We start from the raw sequence: 19038 nt of genomic DNA, 5'->3' as shown, positions 1-19038 counted from the left end.
AATCGGGCGGCGGGGGCGTCAGCCGACGTCGGCCTCGTCGACCAGGGTGACCTCGGTCGCCGGTCCCCGCCCGTCGCCCCCGCCGCCCTCGTCGCCGCCGGAGAACAGCAGCCATCCGGCGACAGCGGCGAGCACGGCGGCGCCGGCGACCGTGACGGCGAGCCGACGGCGCCGGCGTGCGCCGGCGGTGGTGTTGCGGGCCGAGCCGGCGCGCGGCTGGCCGGGGGCGCGGGGCGCGCGGGCGGTGCCGTGCGCTCCTCCGGCCAGTTCGTCGGCGTCCGGCACCCGCATCCGGGTGTGGGTGACGCGCTCGGAGTCGGGAGCCGCGCCGCGCACCAGCGGGACGGCGGCCCTGGTCGGGGCGGCGGTGGCGAGGGCCGCCGTGGCGTCACCGTGCTCGGCGTACCCGGCGTAATCGGCGTCCCCTGACGCCTGCCGGCGCTCCTCGTCGGCGGCCGGGTCGCCGAGGTCCAGCGGGGGGAGGCCGACCAGCGCGGGGTGCAGCTCGCGCAGCCGGGAGGCCAGCTCGGCGGCGCGCAGCCGCGAGGCCGGGGCCTTGGCCAGGCACTGCTGGATCAGCTCCCACAGCTCGTCCGGGAGCCCGGGCAGCGGGGCCACCTGCTCGGTGACCTGGCGGCGCAGCACGGCGCCCGGGTGTCCGCCGCCGAACGGGGTGAACCCGGACAGCAGCTCGTACAGCACGGTGACCAGGGCGTAGATGTCGACGGCCGCGCGCGGCGGCAGGCCCTCGACGATCTCGGGGGCCATGTAGTCGGGGGTGCCGACGACGCCGGACCTGCCGCCGTGCCGGGGCTCGTCGATCAGCTTGGCGACGCCGAAGTCCGTGAGCAGCGCGACGGGTTGCTCGCCGGAGGTGTCGAGCAGGATGTTCTCCGGCTTGACGTCGCGGTGGACGATGCCTGCGGCGTGCGCGACGGCCAGGCCGCTGGCCACGCCGGCCACGATGGTGGCCGCCTCGGCGGGGGCCAGCCGGCGCTCACGGGTGAGGTGGGTGCGCAGGTCGGGGCCGCGCACCAGGTCCATCACCAGGGCGATCTCGCCGTTCGCCCCGGCCGGCCCCGTGGCGCCGTGCTGGCTCTCGGGGACCAACAGCTCGCGGACGCCGACGATATGGGGGTGTTCGAGGCCGAGGAGCGCGTGCCGTTCATGGGCGAAGCGCTCGGCGAGGTCCGGGTCGGCGGCCAGGTCCTCCCGCAGGAGCTTGATCGCGACGGGACCCTCGGGCCCCTCCCCGAGCCACACCGTTCCGGCGCTGCCGCGGCCGAGCACACGGTGGGCGGTGTAGTGGCTGCCGATGTTCCGTGCCATGGCGTGAGGCTACGACGCGGCCTCGCCGGGCACAGGACAGCACGCCGGGCTTGTCCGGGTTTGCCGGCATGTCCAGGACGAAATTCCCGACCGGAAGTCGATAAATCACCGAGATCACGGTCGAGTTGTCGCTTCGCCGGTGCGGGGATTCACCAACGGAACGGCGCGCGTTGGTCATTCACCGCCGTCGGGGAGGTTCTCGTCCACGGTCTGTTGGGCCTCGTCGATCAACCCGAGCATTTCCCGCAGGTCGTCGAACCAGTCGGTGACGGTGTCCCAGAAACTCCTGCCGTCCGCGATCCAGTCCTGAAGCGGCGTGAAGTTCCAGATGAGAAAACCGATCACGACCAGAATCAGCAGTATGAAGAGGCAGCCCTTGAGGCAGCCGAGTCCGGGAATCCGCATCGGGTTGGCGCTGCGGGAACGGCCGCGCGGCTCGCGGTCCCGGCGCGGCTCGGCCTGCCGGCGCTGCGGGGGCTCCTGGTAGGGCGGCGGCACCGGGCGCTGGTACTGCTGGGGCGGGGGCGGCGGCTGGTAGCGCTGCTGCTGGGGCTGCTGCGGCGGGTAGCCGTAGGGGTCCTGGCGCGGCTGGTTGGGCGCCGGCGGCTGCTGGTGCTGCTGGGGACGGCGCTGCGGGCGCCGCTGGGGCTGCCGCTGCGGCGGGCGGTAGAGCGGGTCCTGCGGCTGCTGGACCGGCTGCACCCGGGTGGGCTCGTTGCGGTCCCTGGCCGCGCGCATCTGCTCTTCCCAAGGGTGCGGGCCCTCGGGCTCGGGCGGCGTGGCGCCGTGCGTCGGCATGGCGCGGGTGGTGTTCAGCCCGTCATCCCGCCCGTCGTCTCGCCTGTCGTCCCGCTCGCCCCCGCCGTCCCGGCCGGTGGTGGGCAGCACGTTGGTGGCGGCGTCGGGGTCGGCGCCCCGGCCCCCGCCCGAGGCGTCGCGGGAGCCGCCGGGCAGCACCTGGGTGGGCTCGGACGAGCCCTCCGGGCCGATGCCGGTGCCGGGCACCCGGACCGGCGACGGCTCGGGCAGCAGCAGGGCGCCGACGCCCAGCGCCGCGTTGCGCTGCTCGGGGGTGGCGTGCTCGTTGATCCCGGCGGCGACGGTGCGCAGCGCGCGCGCCAGGTTGCTCGCCGAGGGGCGCTCGTCGGCGGACTTGCGCAGGCAGCGCTCGATCACGGTCCACAGCGGGCCCGGCACGCCGTCGGGGCGGTGCGGCCGCTCGCTGATGTGGCGCTGGAGCACCTGGAGGGTGTTGGAGCCGCCGAACGGGGGCTGCCCGGTGATGAGTTCGTAGAGCAGGATGCCGGCGCCGTAGATGTCGACGGCCGAGGTCTGCTCGCGGCCCTCGGCCGACTCGGGCGCGACGTAGGAGGGCGTGCCGACGAACTCGTGCGCCCGGGTGACGCCCGGGGAGTCCGCGAGCCTGGCGATCCCGAAGTCGGTGAGCATCGGGCGCAGCGGCTGTCCGTCCCGGCCGCCGGCGAGCAGCACGTTGGCCGGCTTGAGGTCGCGGTGGACGATGCCCTTGCCGTGCGCCGCGGCCAGCGCGTCCGCGATCTGGGCGGTGAGCAGCGCGGCGCCGACGGGCGTCATCGGGCCGTTCTCGTAGAGGTAACGGTGCAGGTCGGGCCCGTCGATCAGATCCATCACCAGGGCTATCACCTCGCCCTCGACCACCAGGTCGCGGGTGCGGACGATGTTGGTGTGGTTGGCGGCGGCCAGGCGCAGCAGGACGGAGCGCTCGCGCAGGAAGCGCATCACCACGTCCGGGTCGTGGGCCAGCTCCTCCTTGAGGACCTTGACCGCGACCAGCTCGCCAGGCTCGCCCTGGACGGCGGCCTCGGAGCCGGCGGTCTCGCGCTGGCGGCCGCGCCAGACGGTGCCGGTGGCGCCGCGCCCGAGCGGCTCCTCAAGCAGGTACTTGCTGCCTACCGGCCGCACGCTAGCTCCCTGATGCTTCGCTGATGGTCACGGGACCCGAGGCCCCTACTGTAGTGCCGCACTGTAGTGCCGCCGGGTGACAGCGACGGGTGACAGCGGGGGGCGCCGGAACGGCGGCCCAGGCCCCGGTTGCTGGGACGCGGCGGTCGGCCGGTCGGTTGCGTGGGCCGCCGGGCGCGGGCTCGCGCGGGACGGTCCGGCGGGCGGCGCGCCGGTGGCCGGCGGGAGGGTCGCGTGGGGCGCGGCGGGCGGGCCGGGAGATGATGGGGCGTCGGACGGGCGGGCCGCGCCGAACGGCGGACGACGGTGAACGACGGGCGGGTGCGAGGGTCTCGGGAACGCGCTCTCCCCGGGGCCTGGCAACGACCGATCAGATCTGGTCAGATATAGCCAATCAAGATCATTAAGCATCAGACGCGCGTTCCGGTGTCAGTGGCGGGTGCGAGGATGCCAGCAGCATCCGCATCCGTTGCGGGTCGGGACATGACAGCCGGGTGTGACCGGGAGGGCCGATGCCGATTCAGATCAGGGTGACCGTTCTCGGGCCCGGCGTTGCCGACGGCGTCGACGTGGCGATCTCCGCCCCGGCCGGCACCCCGCTCTCCGCCGTCGTGGGCTCGCTGGCCAGCGCGGTCTCGCCCGGCGGCTCCGCGCCGGGGGCGGTCTTCTGCGAGGACCGCCGACTGGACCCGGCGCGCTGCCTGTTGGGGCAGCCGCCCCTGGTGGACGGGGCGGTGCTCTCGCTGCACCGGCCGCTGGAGGGGCCCGGCGCCGAGCCGGTCCCGGCCCGGCTGCTCGTCGCCTCGGGTCCCGACGCCGGCGGCGTCCATCTGCTGCGCGGCGGCACGGCCACCATCGGCCGCTCCGCCGACGCCGACATCCCCCTCGACGACCCCGATGTCTCCCGGCTGCACTGCTCGTTGACGCTCGGCTCCGACGGCACCATCGCGGTCGCCGACCTCGGCTCGACCAACGGCACCTGGCTGGACGGCCGCCCCGTGCGGGAGCGGCCCGTGCTCCTGCCGCCCGGCGGGATACTGCGGCTGGGCGAGTCCGCGCTGCGGGTGCTGACCGCCGACGAGCGGCCGGCGCCCCCGGCGCTGGCGCTGGGCGGGCCGCCGGCGCTGCCCACGACGCGGCCGGTGGAGCCGGGCGCACCGGAGCCGGGCGCTCCGGACGAGCCGCCGCCGACGCGGGTGCAGCGCCGCGTGGGGCTCGGCGGCTGGGGGCGCCGCTCGGGCGGCCGGCCGCCGCAGGCGCCGCCCGCCGGGGAGCCGGCCGAGGCGGCCCCGGCGGCGCGGGTCGCCCCCGCCGAGGAGTCCCGCTGGCCGGATCTGGCCGCCCTGTTGCTGCTGGCCGTCGAGTCCGGGCCCCGGCTCTGGGAGCGCGGTCCCGACAGCCCGGACGCCTACGGCGTGCGGCTGGGCACGGCGCAGAGCCCGGCCGACGGGCTCCCGCCGGTCACCGTCAGCCTGCCGGCCGTCGGCTCGCTCGGCCTGGCCGGGCCCAGGGAGCGGATCACCGGGCTGGCCCGCGCGGTGCTGGCCCAGCTCGCCGGGCTCCATCCGCCGAGCGCCCTGGAGTTGGTGGTGCTGGCCCCCGGCCGGGCCGAGGAGTGGTCGTGGCTCGGCTGGCTGCCGCACACCCGCCCCGCGCGCGGGCAGGACTGCCGGCTGCTGCTCGGCTTCGACGACGAGCAGGCGGCCGCCCGGCTGCGGGAGTTGGCCGAGATCGAGCGCCCGCCGGCCGGGGCCGCGCCACGGCGGCGCTCGGTGGTTCTGGTGGACGGCCCGCTCTCCGCGCCCGCCGCCGGCCAGTTGGCCCGGCTGGCCGCCGAGGGACCGGCCGCCGGCGTCCATCTGCTCTGCCTGGCCGAGACCCCGCCGGCCACCCCGTCCTCGCCGGTCGCCGAGACGCTGGACGCCGCGCGCGCCGCCCACCCCGCGTTCGCCTCCTGCGGGGCGGTCGGCCTGCTCAGCGGCGCGGTGGCCACGGCGGTGCGGCTGGTCGGCCCGGACGGCAGGCCGGGCCAGCCGGCCAGCGCCGACGCGGTCTCGCCGGCCTGGGTCGAGCGGTTCGCCCGGGCGCTGGCGCCGCTGCGCGAGGACGGCGCGGGCGGCGGTCCTGGCGGCGGGGCCGCGCCGGGCGCCGCGCCGCTGCCGGAGAGCTGTCGGCTGCTGGACGTCCTGGAGCTGTCCCGGGTCACGCCGGGCGCGCTGCGCGAGCGCTGGGCCGCCGGCACCGAGCTGCCCGTGGTGCTGGGCGTCGGCGAGCGCGGCCCGGTGTGGTTCGGGCTCGGCGAGGCGCGCGACCCGCTGCTGGTCGAGGGCGGCCCGCGCTCCGGCCGCACCGAGGCGCTCAACGCGCTGGCCGCCTCGCTGGCGGCCACGCACGGCCCGCGCGAGCTGTCGCTGCTGCTGGTCGAGGGCGCCGGCGAGGGCCTGGCGCCCTCGGCCGAGCTGCCGCAGGTCGCCTCCTATCTGGGCGCCACCGACCCGGTGCGGATCAGGGCCTTCGCCCAGGCGCTGCGCGGCGAGTTGAAGCGGCGGGCCCTGCTGCTGGGCGGCACCGCGTTCGCCGTGGGCACCGCCGGCGGCCCGGGCGGCGCGGCCGGCATGGGCGACGACGGACGCGGGCGGGGCGAGGGACGCGGGCGGGGCGAGGGACGCGCCGAAGGGCCCGGGCGCTTCGGGCGCTTCGGGGACGAGATCGCCCCGGCGGGCGGGGAGTTGGCCGAGGGCCGGGTGGTGGCGCCGCGCAGCGGCGGCGAGCCGCTGGGCTGGGGCGGCGCCCAGGACGCGGGCCCCGAGCCGGCGATGCGCGCGCCCGGCAGCGCCCCGCTCCCCTGGCTGGTGGTGCTGGTGGACGACCTGCCGGCGCTGGTCAGCCCGCCGCTGGGCGCGCCGGGCCGGCAGGCCGCCGGCTCGATGCTGCGGGCGCTGGACGCGGTGCGCCGGGAGGGCCCGGCGCTCGGCGTCCGGCTGGTGCTGGCCGGCGGCCCGCCGGCGGGCGACGATCCGCTGCGCCTGGCCTCGGCCAGCCGCCTGCTGCTCGCCGGGGCGCCGCTCGGCCGCGCGGAGTTGCGCACCCCGGACGGCGCGCGCACCCCGGTGCAGACCGGCCGGATCACCGGGCGCATCCCGCGCACGGCGACGCTGCGCCCCACGGTCACCCGGCTCGACTGGGCGCGGCTGGGCGATCCCCCGGCCCGCCGCCCGGTCCGCGAGTTGGGGAACGGGCCGACCGACATCGCTCTGCTGGCCAGCGCGGCGGCCCGCGCCGCCAGCACCAGGGAGACCGCCTCCGCCACCCCGGTCTGACCCCGGGCGCGCCCCACCCCCGACGCCGCCCCGCCGCCCCACCGCCACGCCGCCCCACCACCGGTCGGATTTCGGACAGTTCGGCCGGTCGCACGGCCGCGCCGTCCGCCCTGCGCGGGGCGGTCCGGACGGGTTTCGCCGCAGGTCGTGGCCCAGGTCCGGCACGCCCCCTCAACGACCACTTCAGGCCACCGGCGCACCCCCTGGCACATTGGCCCCGCATTGTCCGTGCGGTGGGTAACAGCCCCATCACAAAGGCCGGTTGAGACCACATCCGTCTTGATCGGATACCGGACAGAGCGTAGGAACGTGCGGCGTAGGACGTGCGGCGTGGCAGGCCCTGCACGGACGGGGGTTGCCGCATCTTTTCCAAGGTGAGGCGGTGTTCATGCGCGGTTCGGGCCCAAGCCCTGGCCGGAGAGCGAAACGGGTGACGGCTGCCGTGGTGGCCACCACGGCGCTGGCCCTGTCGGGCTGCGGCAGCGACGACGAGGGCGAGCAGTCCCAGCGGGAGCCGACCATCGAACTTCCCGACCTGAGCGGGGAGTCGTTGGAGGTCGGCGCGGTGTGGACCGGCGCCGAGCAGGACAACTTCGTCCGGGTGACCGACGAGTTCGAGCGGCGCACCGGCGCCTCGGTGACCGTGGTACCCAGCGGCGACAACGTCTCCCAGTTCGTCGGCACCAAGATCGAGGGCGGCTCGCCGCCGGACGTGGTGATGGTGCCGCAGCCCGGCGTGCTGCGGGAGTTCGCCGACAACGGGTGGATAGCGCCGCTGGAGGACTCCACCAGGGAGCAGCTGGACGCCAACTACACCGAGGGCTGGCAGCAGTTGGCCGCCGGCAGCGACGGTGACCTCTACGGGGTCTATGTCAAGGCCGCGAACAAGTCACTGATCTGGTACAACCAGACGGCCTTCGACTACGCGGGCGTCTCGCCGCCCGACAGCTGGGACGCGTTCATCGACACCGCCTGGACGGTCTGGGAGTCCGGCACCACGCCGGTCTCGGTCGCCGGCGGCGACGGCTGGACGCTCACCGACTGGTTCGAGAACATCTATCTCTCCCAGGCCGGCCCCGAGATGTACGACCAGCTCGCGGCCCACGAGATCCCCTGGACGCACGAGAGCGTCACCGAGGCGCTGACCACCCTCGGCGAACTCTACGGCGAGAACCGGCTGTTGCTCGGTGGCCAGAGCGGCTCGCTCCAGACGGACTTCCCGACCTCGGTCACCAACACGTTCGTCAACCTCACCGAGCCGGAGTCCGGCATGGTCTTCGAGGCCGACTTCGTGGGCGCGGTTATCGGCGACAACACGGACGCGGAGATCGGCGTGGACGCGCGGGTCTTCCCGTTCCCGGCCGTGGGCGAGGGCGCCCCGCCGGTGGTCAGCGCGGGCGACGCGGCCGTGGCCGTGGCACCCGACGGGCAGATGAGCGAGGCGCAGGAGGCGTTCCTGACGTATCTGGCCTCGACGGACGCGGCCGCGATCTGGGCCGAGCCCGGCGGCTTCGTCTCGCCCAACAAGTCCCTGGAGTTCGACGTCTACCCGAACGACGTCCAGCGGGGCATCGCCGAGGCGCTGATCGCCGCCGGCGACGACTTCCGGTTCGACATGTCGGACCAGACCCCGGCCGCCTTCGGCGGCACCACGGGACAGGGCATGTGGCAGGGACTCCAGAACTTCCTGCGTGACCCCGACGACATCGAGGGGGCCCAGGCGTACCTGGAGTCCCAGGCCGCCGACGCGTACGGCCACTGACGGACGGAGACTGACAACCCATGGCTTCCGGCAAGGCGGTGATCAGGGCCCGTCCCTGGGTGGCGGCGAGCTTCCTGCTCCCGGCGCTGCTGCTGCTCGGCGCGCTGGTCGTCTACCCCATCGGGTACTCGATCCAGCGCAGCCTGTTCGACGCTTCGGGCGACAGCTTCGTCGGCCTGGACAACTTCAAGGAGATCTTCACCAACGACGGCATCAGGACCGCGCTGAAGAACAACCTGATCTGGATCGTGGTGGCGCCGACGGTGGCCACCGCGCTGGGTCTGATCTTCGCGGTGCTGACCGAACGGGTGCGCTGGGCGACCGTGTTCAAGCTGGTCGTCTTCATGCCGATGGCGATCTCGATGCTGGCCGCCGGGATCATCTTCCGGATGGTCTACGAGCAGAACCCGGACCGGGGTCTGGCCAACGCGCTGGCGACGACGGTGCACGACACCTTCGCCGAGAGTTCCAGCTGGCCCGACGCCCAGCCCAGGCCCGGCGGTCCGCTGACCGTCGAGGAGGACGGCTCGTATCTGCTGACCGAGCCGGTGACCGCCGGCACCCCGGCGCTGCTGCCGCTGGTGGCGGTGCCGCAGCCCGAGCTGTCCGGCGCCGACCTGGCGGCGGCGCCCGGCGGCGAGCCGGGCGAGGTGACCGGCACGGTCTGGATGGACTTCACCCGGGGCGGCGCGGGCGCCGAGAACACCATCGACCCCGAGGAGCTGGCGCTCTCCGGGATCACGGTGGAGGCGGTGCGCGACGGGCAGGTGGTCGCCGACACGACGACCGGCGACGACGGGACGTTCACCCTGCCGGCCGAGGCGGACGGGGCCCAACTCCGGTTGCCCTCGGACAACTTCACCGCCCCCTACAACGGGATCGAGTGGCTGGGCCCGAACGTCGTCACGCCGGCGATCATCGCCAGCTACGTCTGGATGTGGGCCGGCTTCGCGATGGTGCTGATCGCGGCGGGGCTGGCCAGCGTGCCCAGGGAGACCCTGGAGGCGGCCCGGGTGGACGGCGCCAACGAGTGGCACGTGTTCCGCAGGATCACCGTTCCGCTGCTGGCCCCAGTGCTGGGCGTCGTGTTCGTGACGCTGATGATCAACGTGTTGAAGATCTTCGACCTGGTCTATGTCATCGCGCCCAGCTCCAGCCAGGCGGACGCCAACGTCCTGGCGCTCCAGCTCTATCTGTCCTCCTTCGGCACCGGAGCCGACCAGGGCGTGGGCAGCGCCATCGCGGTGTTCCTGCTGCTGCTCGTGGTCCCGGTGATGATCATCAACCTGCGCAGGCTGCGACGGGAGAACCAGCGGTGACCGCTCCCACCTTGACCGCACACGTACCCGACCCGGCCAACGCCCCGGCGTCGGCCAACGCCGGCCCGCCACCCACGCGTTGGAGCAGCCGCCTCGCCGCCCTCGCCTCCGGCACGGTGGTGCGGGTGGTGCTGGTGGTGCTCGGCGTGCTCTGGCTGCTGCCCACCGCCGGCCTGTTCGTCTCGTCGTTCCGCGACCCGAGGGACATCGCCTCCACCGGCTGGTGGGAGGCGCTGACCGACCCGGGGCAGTGGAGCTTCAGCAACTACGACAGCCTGCTCGGGAACGAGAAGTTCACCGGCTCCGTGTGGACCACGGTGGCGATCACCCTGCCGGCGACGGCGCTGGTGATCGTGCTGGGGGCGCTGGCGGCCTACGCCTTCGCCTGGATGGACTTCCCCGGCCGGGACTGGCTCTTCCTGGTGGTGGTCGGCCTCTTGGTGGTGCCGATCCAGGTCGCGCTGATCCCGGTGGCCCGGCTCTTCAACACCCTGGGGATCTTCGAGACGACGGCGGGGGTGGTGCTGTTCCACTCGGCCTTCGGGTTGCCGTTCGCGATCTTCCTGCTGCGGAACTTCTTCGCGGAGATCCCGCGCGAGCTGCTGGAGGCGGCGCGGCTGGACGGCGCGGGCGAACTGCGGCTGTTCTTCCGGGTGGTGCTGCCGCTGGGCGGCCCGGCGATCGCGGCGCTGGCCATCTTCCAGTTCATGTGGGTCTGGAACGACATGCTGGTCGCGCTGATCTTCGCCGACGCCGGCTCGCCGCCGATGACGGTGGCGCTCCAGCAGGAGATGCGGCAGTTCGGCAGCAACTTCGACGTGCTGGCGCCGGGCGCGTTCCTGACCATGCTGATTCCGCTGGCGATCTTCTTCGCCTTCCAGCGGCAGTTCGTGTCCGGCGTGATGGCGGGCGCGGTGAAGTGACCGCCGGAGCGTGAGCGTCGCGACGTGAACGCCCTGAAGTGAACGGGGGGCGCGGGCCGTTGGGCCCGCGCCCCCCGCTTCGTCGCTCAGCCGGCCCGGCCCAGGTGGACGGTGGTGGCGCTGAGATAGAACGCGTCGGGCCGGCGCAGCAGCCCCTCCGGCGCGTCCGGGTCCAGCAGCACGTCCAGCGCGGCCAGGTCCTCGGCGTCCAACACCCCGTCCAGCACCTCCCGTTGCCTGGCGAGCCGGTCCACCAGATACGCCCGGCCCTCGGGGCCGAGCGGCGCCGGCAGCTCGGTGAGGAAGGTACGCGAGCCGACCGGGGCCAGCCCCGCGCTGGTCAGCAGCGAGGGCCAGTCCTCGACGACGGTCGCGGCACCGGGCAGCTCGGCCCGCATCCGCCCGAACCACTCCTCGTTGGCCGCGTCCAGCCGGGCCTGGAGCCCGGCCCTGCCCAGGCCGAACTCCCGGGGCAGGAAGCGCGTCGGCAGCCCGCCCTCGGCCAGCGCCAGCAGCCCGCCGGGGCGCAGCGTCGCCGCCAGCTCCCCCAACCCGGCCAGCTGGTCGCCGAGATGGTGCACCACCCGGCTGGCCCACAGCAGGTCGACGCCCGCCACGCCGGCCAGCCCGCCGGGCAACTCGGCCCGCCGGACCGTCACCCGGCCGGCCAGGCCCAGCGCGGCGGCCCGTTCCTCGGCCAGCCGCAGCAGCTCGGGCGTGCCGTCCACGGCCAGCACCTCGGCCTCGGGGAACGCCTCGGCCAGCAGGCAGCTGGCCACGCCCGGGCCGCTGCCGGCGTCGACGACCAGCCGGGCCGCCGGCTGCTGCGCGCGCAGCCAGGCCACCGTGCGCCGCAGTTCGTCGGCGTGCAGCTCGGCGCCCCTGATCAGCCGCTCCCCCTCCGTCGCCCAGTCGATCCCGGCCGCCCCGTGGTGCTGGTGGCCCTCCTGGTGACCGTGCTGGTGCTGCTGACCGTGCTGGTGAGCGCCCATGCCTGCCCGCCTCCCGTTGTCCCTCGCTCCGGCGGGCCGTCCCCGCCGGCCGGCTCCCCGCCAGCAAACCACCGGCCGCCGGGACCGCCCGGCGGCCGACACGCGCCACGCGCGCCGGCCGCCGGCCGGAGGGCGGTCAGCGGTTGCTGCGCAGCAGCGTCCGCATCGTGCGCATCGCCACCGACAGGTTGGCCAGGTCGAAGCTGTCCGAGGACTGGATCTCGTGCAGCGTGGCCCGCGCCCGGTTGAGCACGGCCGCGCTGCGGTCCGCCCAGGCCGCGAACCGCTCCTCCGGCGTCGCCTCGGGCCCACCCTCGGCCAGCACGTCGGCCGCGATCAGCTGGTGCGCCGCGTAGAGGTCCTCCCGGATCGCGGTGCGCGCCATCGACTGCCAACGGTCCGCCCTGGGCAGCTCGCTGATCCGCTCCTGGAGCCGGGAGATGCTCAGCTCGTCGCTGAGGTGGTAGTACACCTCGGCGACGTCGAGCAGCTCGCGCCCGGTGCGGTCGGCGACCGCCACGATGTCCAGCGCGGGGAAGACGGCGGAGAACCCGGCGACCCGGCGGGCCAGCTCGTCCGGGACCTTGGCCTCGGCCAACTCCTCGTGCTGCGCGCCCAGATGGGCCAGCTCCCGGCCGCGCAGCAGCGTGGGCAGCTCCGCCCAGACCTGCGCCACCCGCTCGCCGAACAGCTCCGTGGTGTCGGCCAGCTTCAGCGGCTGCGGCCGGTTGTTGAGCAGCCAGCGGGCGCCGCGCTCCACCAGCCGGCGGGCGTGCAGCCGGATGCGGGTCAGCGTCGCGGCGGGCACCTCGTTGTCCAGCCGCTCGGCGGTGTCCCAGATCTCGCCGAGCCGGAAGATGTCGCGGGCCACGGTGTGCGCCCGGACGATCTCCTCCGTCGAGGCGCCCGACTCCTCCTGCATCCGGTGGATGAAGGTGCAACCGGCCACGTTGAGCGTGTCGTTGACCAGCAGCGTGGTGATGATCTCGCGGCGCAGCGCGTGCCGCTCGATCAGCTCGGGGAATCGTTCCCGCAGGGGGCGGGGGAAGTACGCCAGCAGCAGCCGGTCGACATAGGGGTCGTCCGGCAGCTCGGTGGTCAGCAACTCGGCCGTGGTGGTCAGCTTGCCGTAGGCGAGCAGCACCGACAGCTCCGGCTGGGTCAGCCCGCGCCCGGCCGCCCGCCGCTCGCGGAACTCGTCGTCGTCCGGCAGGAACTCCAACTCCCGGTCCAGCAGGCCCCGTTCGCCCAGCCGGCTGATCGCCCGCTGGTGCGCCAGGACCAGCCCGGCGGCCGTGGCCTCGCCGTTGGCCAGCGCCACGTTCTGCGCGTAGTTGTTGCGCAGGACCAGCGCGCCGACCTCGTCGGTCATCTCGGCGAGCAGGGCGTTGCGCTGCTTGACCGTCAGGTCGCCGTTGGCCACCACGGCGTCCAGCAGGATCTTGATGTTGACCTCGTGGTCCGAGGTGTCGACGCCCGCGCTGTTGTCGATGGCGTCGGTGTTGCACCGGCCGCCGTTCAGCGTGAACTCGATCCGGCCCAGCTGGGTCAGGCCCAGGTTCCCGCCCTCGCCGACGACCTTGGCGCGCAGGTCCCGGCCGTTGACGCGGATCGCGTCGTTGGCCTTGTCGCCGACGTCGGCGTGGGACTCGGAGGCGGCCTTCACATAGGTGCCGATGCCGCCGTTCCACAGCAGGTCCACCGGCGCCCGCAGGATGGCGCGCATCAGCTCGGCCGGGGTGAGCGAGATCGTGCCGTCCGGCAGGTCCAGCGCCTCGCGGACCTGCGGGGTCAGCGGGATCGACTTGGCGGTGCGCGGGTGCACCCCGCCGCCCTTGGAGATCAGCGAGGTGTCGTAGTCGGCCCACGAGGAACGCGGCAGCGCGAACAGCCGGCGGCGCTCGGCGTAGCCCACGGCCGGGTCGGGATCGGGGTCGAGGAAGATGTGCCGGTGGTCGAACGCGGCCACCAGCCGGATCTGCTCCGACAGCAGCATCCCGTTCCCGAAGACGTCGCCCGACATGTCGCCGATCCCGGCCACCGTGAACGGCTCGGACTGGGTGTCGTGGCCCAGCTCCCGGAAGTGGCGCTTGACCGACTCCCAGGCGCCGCGCGCCGTGATGCCCATGCCCTTGTGGTCGTAGCCGGCAGAGCCGCCGGAGGCGAACGCGTCGCCCAGCCAGAAGCCGTACGACTGGGCGACCTCGTTGGCGATGTCGGAGAACGTCGCCGTGCCCTTGTCGGCGGCGACCACCAGATAGGTGTCGTCCTCGTCGTGCCGCACCACGTCGGCCGGCGGCATGACCTCGCCGTCCACCAGGTTGTCCGTGATGTCCAACAGGCCCGAGATGAAGGTGCGGTAGCAGGCGATGCCCTCGGCGAGCCAGGCGTCCCGGTCGGCCGAGGGGTCGGGCAGCTGCTTGCCGACGAAGCCGCCCTTGGCGCCGACCGGCACGATCACCGTGTTCTTCACCTCCTGGGCCTTCACCAGGCCCAGGATCTCGGTGCGGAAGTCCTCCCGCCGGTCCGACCAACGCAGCCCGCCCCGCGCCACCTTGCCGAACCGCAGGTGCACGCCCTCGACCCGCGGCGAGTACACCCAGATCTCGAACGCCGGCCGCGGCTCGGGCAGTTCGGGAATGGCCTTCGGGTCCAGCTTCATCGACAGATAGGCGTGCGGGCGGCCGTCGGAGTCGTGCTGGAAGTAGTTGACCCGCAGGGTCGCCTTGATCACGGTGAGGAACGCCCGCAGGATGCGATCCTCGTCGAGGTTCTGCACCTGCTCCAGCGCGCCGTCCAGCTCCTCCAGCAGCCCGTCGGTCAGCTCACGCCCGGCGCTCTGCCGGCCGGGCGCGTGCCGGGCCTCGAAGAGGTTCACCAGGAGGCGGGTGGTGTGCACGTTGCGGCGGAGGGTGGCCTCCATGTTCTCCCGGGCGAAGCGCGCGCCGGCCTGCCACAGGTACTTGGCGTAGGCGCGCAGCACCATCGCCTCGCGCCAGGTCAGGCCCGCCGAGAGCACCAGCGCGTTGAAGCCGTCGTCCTCGGCCGCGCCCGTCCAGGCCGCCGCGAACGCGTCCTGGAACCGCTGCCGGGCGCCGCCGCCCAGGCCGCCGGCGAGCGTCTCGGGCAGCCGCAGGCCGAAGTCGTAGATCCAGGTGGGCGCGCCGTCGGCCGGCCTGAGGTGGTACGGGCGCTCGTCGACCACCTCGACGCCCAGGTGTTGAAGCACCGGCAGCACGGCCGACAGCGTGACCGGCTCGCCGATTCGGTAGATCTTGAAACGGCGTTCGCCCGGGCCCGCGTTGACCGGCTCGTAGAGGCTCAGCGCGAAGTCCTCGCCCTCCTCGGGCCTGAGGTTGATCACATACTGGAGGTCGGCGACGGCCGCGCGGGGCGGGAAGTCCGCCTTGTACCCCTCGGGGAAGGCACCGCCGAAGCGGCGACCCAGGTCGGCCGCCTGCTCCTCGCCGTACTCCGCGAGCAGCGCGTCGGTGAAGCCGTCCGTCCAGGAGCGGGACGCCTCGGCCAGCCGCGCCTCGATCCGGTCGAGGTCGGCCTCGGTCAGCTCGGGCAGCTCGGTGCCGGGCGCGACCCGGATGACGAAGTGCAGCCGGGAGAGCACCGACTCGGTGTTCCAGGCGGTGAAGTCGACGTTGTTGCCGTCCAGTTCCTCCCGGAGGATCTGGGTCAGCCGCAGCCGCACCGTGGTGGTGAAGCGGTCCCTGGGCAGATAGACGAGCGCCGAGTAGTACCGGCCATACTCCTCCTGCCGCAGGAACAGCCGCAGCCGGCGCCGCTCCTGGAGGTGCAGCACGGCGGTGGTGATGCTGCGCAGGGTCTCCACCGGGGTCTGGAACAGCTCGTCGCGCGGATAGGTCTCCAGGATCTGGAGCAGGTCGCGGCCGCTGTGGCTCTGCACGCTGAACCCGGCGGCCTGGAGCACCTCGGCGACCTTCCGCCGGATCACGGGCACCCGGCGCACCGACTCGGTGTACGCGGCGGCCGAGAACAGCCCGAGGAACCGCCGCTCCCCGATCACCCGCCCCTGCTCGTCGAACTTCTTGACGCCCAGGTAGTCCAGGTAGGACCGACGGTGCACGGTGGCCCGGCTGTTGGCCTTGGTCAGCACCAGCAGCCTGGGCTCCCTGGCCTTGGCCCTGGCGGTCGGCGAGAGCCGGTGGAACGCGGAGGAGGCCGCCGGGTGGTCCGTCTCGCCCTTCGGGTAGGGCGGGTCGGAGCGCAGGATGCCAAGTCCCGTGCCGGGAACGGGCAGCAGCTCGTCGCCACCGCCGCCGTCGTCCTCCCTGGCCAGCTCGTACTCGCGGTAGCCGAGGAAGGTGAAGTGGTCGGCCGCCAGCCAGCTCAGCAGCTCGGCGGCCTCGTCGACATCCTGCTGGCGCAGCTCGTCCGAGAGCGGCTCGTCGGCCAGGCCCTCGGCGATCCGCAGGGCCGCCTCGCGCATCTTCTGGTAGTCCTCGACGGCCTCGCGCACATCGCCGAGCACCCGCCGCAGATCGGCCTCGACCTGACGGATCTGCTCCTGGTCGGTCTCCCGGTCGATCTCGACGTGAATCCAGGACTCCACCACCGCGTCCGGCGGCAGCTGCTCGGGATCGACCGCCCCCTCCCGGTCCCGGCCGGCGTCCAGCACCTCCAGCATCCGGCCGGCGACGTCCCGGCGGACCACGATCTGCGGGTGGACCACCAGATGGATGCCGCGCTCCTGGCGGGACAGCTCATTGGTGACGGAGTCCACCAGAAAGGGCATATCGTCCGTTACCACCTCAACCACCGTGTGGGTGCACGTCCAGCCGATCTCGTCGACCGAGGGCGTGTAGACCCGGACGTTGGCGGTGCCCTGGGGGCGTTCGGCGGCGAGCCGGTGGTGGGCGAGGGCCGCGCCGTAGAGGTCGACCGGGTCGCGCTCGGTCACGTCCTCGGCGGCGATGAAGAGGTAGTAGCGCCGCAGATAGGCCCGCAGCGCCTCCGCGTCCATCCCGTGCGCCGGCGGTTGCCCCTGACTGGGCCCGTGGTCGGCCACCCTGGCCGCCTGCGCCAGCAGTTCGTCCTTGGCTTCGTCCAGCTTGCTGTGCATGTCCTGCTCCTGTCGCGCACCGTCGCGTGACGTCGAGTAACGGTCACCGGACAGCGCTCGCTCGGATGGCTGGGATGCTTCCGGTGGTACCGAGGGTGGAAGTCAGTCGACCGGCCGGCCGCCGAGCTGGCGGAGTCGCCGAGGGAAGGCCACGCTGCCTGCCCTTCGAAGCGTCGGGGGCAGGCGGTATCGCACTGAACACCGCACCAGCGTATATCCCCGGCCCGATTCGCGAACGGGCGCCGGTTGCCAGGCGCCGGCGCGTCAGCCGCGCCGCACCACCTCCTCGGCGACGGACACCGCCTCCGCCAGGCTGTCCACCACGGGCACCCCGGCGCCGGCCAGGCTGCGCCGGCTGTGCGAACCCCCCGTGTAGAGAACGGCCTTGGCGCCGGCGTGCGCCGCCGCCACCGCGTCGTCCGTGGCGTCGCCTATCACCACGACCCGGGCCGGATCGACCCCGGACATGGCCGCCAGGTGACGGGCCATCTGGGCGGCCTTGCCGAGCACCTGCCCTTCGCCCCGGTTCCCGTCGACGCGTATGAAGTGCTCGGCCACGCCCAGCCTGGTCAGCCAGGGCCCCAGCCGGTCGTGCGCGGCCAGCGAGCAGACCGACTGCGTCCGCCCGGCGAGCACCCAGTCGGCGAGCAGCTCGGCCGCGCCCTCGGCGAGGGCGGCGGTGTCGGAGCGGGCGAAGTAGTGCCGGTGGAACGCCTCCTCCATCACCTCCCACTCCTCGTCGGTGGGCAGCCGGCCCAGCAGGCGCCGGTAGAACTCGGGGATGGGGACGCAGTACAGCTCGCGGTACCGGTCCAGGGTGAGGTGCGCGAGCCCCACCTCGGCGAACGCGGCGTTGGTCGCCTCCAGCACGACGTGGATGTCGTGCAGCAGGGTGCCGTTCCAGTCCCAGACGATGTGGGGTGCGGGTGCCGGGTCGCGCGGAGAAGCCATGTCCCGCACACTACGACCCGGCACTGACAACGGGACAGCGGGTTTGTCCGGCGCACCTGGATCGGCGCACCTGGTCCGGCGCACCGGCGCACCGGCGCACGAGGGGGCGCGCGGCCTCAGACCAGGCGGTCGATCTCCTGGACGCCGTACCAGAGCAGTTCGTGGTCGGCGACGCCGTCCACCACGAACTGGGCGTCCTCGTCGCCCTGGTCGGCCGCGCCCACCGCCTCGGCCGCCGCCTGGACGTCCTCGGCGGCCTCCTCGGCGTCCACATGCACGGCGGCCAGCCAGCCGAGCGGCACCGCCTCGGTCAGCCTGACCTCGCCCAACGCCTCGGGGGACAGCGCCAGTTCGGGATCGGCGAACGCCACCCGGTCGGGCACATCCGCGGCCACCACCACCCGCCGCCTGGCCACCCCCAGCTCGGTGGCGACCAGCCGCAGCGAGGCCACGGCCGCCCTGCTCAGCGCCGCGTACTCCAACTCCTCCTCGCTGCCGGAGAGATACCACTCGCGCAGTGCCGGGGTGACGGCGTAGGCGGTCAGCGGCGCCGGGGCGATCTCCCGGGCGACATGGAGGCGGGCCAGCCCGGAGAGCGTGAGGGGGATGTAGACGCGCACGGCACCGACGCTTCCTTCCTGGGCCTGAAGCGGCCTCACCTTACCAGGGGGCGCGCGGGGGTCCGCCGCGCATCTCCGAAGCCCTCCGCGCGCTCCGGGCAACGGTTGCCGGGGGTTGGGCAGTTGATTACACTCCGCAGTTGTTACCGATCGGTAGCGCCACACGGCGTGGGGGGAAGGGTCCGGCAGCCATGCTCAGTCAACGGGGTCAACAGCGAGGTCAGCAGCGGGTTCCCCAGCCCAGGAGCCGTCGCGGCCCCCGGCCGACCGGCCCGGCGGGCGGCCGGCGGACCGACCCCCGGCGCCCGGGGCACCGGGCGCCGCGCGAGCGGGCGCTGCCGCTCCCGCACGAGTGGTTCGCCCGCCAGCTGGTGCTGGTGCTCAGCGGGCAGCGCCCGGTCACCGTGCTGCTCGGGCATGTCCGCGACCCGGCGTACGAGCAGCTGATCCGGCTGGCGCCGCGCGCCCCGCTCCGCCCCGCCGAGGGCGATCCGGCGCCCGCCCTGCGCCTGGTGCGCGGCTCGCGCCCCGGCAGCGCGGCGATCGAGGCGTGCGCCGTGGTCAGCGTCGGGCGGCGCGCCAGGGCCCTGGCGTTCCGGCTGGAGGAGCAGCGGGCCGGCGTCTGGCGCTGCGTCGCCGTCGAGTTGGACACGGTCCCGTGACGGCCGCCCGCCGCCCGCGCCCGGACACGCGCATGGGGGCGCGTCCCCGCTGGGACACGCCCCCTGATCCACCGCGAGCGTCGGCGCCGCCGGCCGGGGCCGGCGGCGCTCCTCCGCGCCGCCG

Annotated in this window: 11 protein-coding genes; 5 read left to right on the top strand and 6 right to left on the bottom strand. The window is 74.2% G+C overall.

All coding sequences use genetic code 11. The annotated features are described in order from the left end of the window. Positions 1-18 precede the first annotated feature (18 nt). Positions 19-1329, bottom strand: a complete 1311-nt coding sequence (locus FH609_RS26745; RefSeq protein WP_139673213.1) for a serine/threonine-protein kinase — start codon at positions 1327-1329, stop codon at positions 19-21. A gap of 174 nt (positions 1330-1503) precedes the next feature. Further along, a complete protein-coding gene (locus tag FH609_RS26740) occupies positions 1504-3270 on the bottom strand; it encodes a serine/threonine-protein kinase (protein ID WP_139673216.1) in 1767 nt (588 codons plus the stop codon). Between the two features lie 512 nt (positions 3271-3782). Here FH609_RS26740 and FH609_RS26735 point away from each other — a divergent pair. The 4 genes from FH609_RS26735 (at position 3783) to FH609_RS26720 (ending at position 10594) form a co-directional block, all read left to right on the top strand. Continuing rightward, on the top strand, positions 3783-6590 hold the full coding sequence (locus tag FH609_RS26735) for an FHA domain-containing protein (RefSeq protein WP_405379126.1): 2808 nt from the start codon (positions 3783-3785) through the stop codon (positions 6588-6590). A gap of 388 nt (positions 6591-6978) precedes the next feature. Further along, a complete protein-coding gene (locus FH609_RS26730; protein ID WP_139673219.1) occupies positions 6979-8352 on the top strand; it encodes an ABC transporter substrate-binding protein in 1374 nt (457 codons plus the stop codon). A 20-nt stretch (positions 8353-8372) separates the two neighbouring features. Beyond that, positions 8373-9671, top strand: coding sequence for a carbohydrate ABC transporter permease (locus FH609_RS26725; protein ID WP_139673222.1), 1299 nt, complete (start codon positions 8373-8375; stop codon positions 9669-9671). Further along, positions 9668-10594 carry a carbohydrate ABC transporter permease gene (locus tag FH609_RS26720; protein WP_226961972.1) on the top strand — a complete coding sequence of 309 codons (927 nt, stop codon included), beginning with the start codon at positions 9668-9670 and terminating at the stop codon, positions 10592-10594. The genes FH609_RS26725 and FH609_RS26720 overlap by 4 nt, the downstream gene beginning before the upstream one ends. An 86-nt stretch (positions 10595-10680) precedes the next feature. Here FH609_RS26720 and FH609_RS26715 read toward each other — a convergent pair whose 3' ends face one another. The 4 genes from FH609_RS26715 to FH609_RS26700 all read right to left on the bottom strand — a co-directional run bounded on the left by FH609_RS26715 (position 10681) and on the right by FH609_RS26700 (position 18252). Continuing rightward, a complete protein-coding gene (locus FH609_RS26715; RefSeq protein ID WP_139673225.1) occupies positions 10681-11586 on the bottom strand; it encodes a class I SAM-dependent methyltransferase in 906 nt (301 codons plus the stop codon). Between the two features lie 136 nt (positions 11587-11722). Next, the gene (locus FH609_RS26710) at positions 11723-16681 is read right to left on the bottom strand and encodes an NAD-glutamate dehydrogenase (RefSeq protein ID WP_139673228.1); all 4959 of its coding nucleotides are present in this window, start codon (positions 16679-16681) and stop codon (positions 11723-11725) included. A gap of 264 nt (positions 16682-16945) precedes the next feature. Continuing rightward, complete coding sequence (locus tag FH609_RS26705; RefSeq protein ID WP_139673232.1) at positions 16946-17632, bottom strand: HAD family hydrolase; 687 nt, start codon at positions 17630-17632, stop codon at positions 16946-16948. A gap of 116 nt (positions 17633-17748) precedes the next feature. After that, positions 17749-18252: a DUF6912 family protein gene (locus tag FH609_RS26700; protein WP_139673235.1), complete on the bottom strand. Its 504-nt coding sequence runs from the start codon at positions 18250-18252 to the stop codon at positions 17749-17751. Positions 18253-18443: 191 nt separating this feature from the next. Here FH609_RS26700 and FH609_RS26695 point away from each other — a divergent pair, with 191 nt between their 5' ends. Next, entirely contained in the window at positions 18444-18914 is a 471-nt protein-coding gene (locus FH609_RS26695) for an Rv3235 family protein (RefSeq protein WP_193318077.1), read from the top strand. Positions 18915-19038 lie beyond the last annotated feature (124 nt).

It is taken from the genome of Streptomyces sp. 3MP-14, assembly GCF_006334905.2.
Taxonomy (GTDB): Bacteria; Actinomycetota; Actinomycetes; order Streptomycetales; family Streptomycetaceae; genus Streptomyces; species Streptomyces triticirhizae.
The sequence above is the reverse complement of the archived record's forward strand: the minus strand, read 5'-3'. Positions and strand labels throughout refer to the sequence as shown.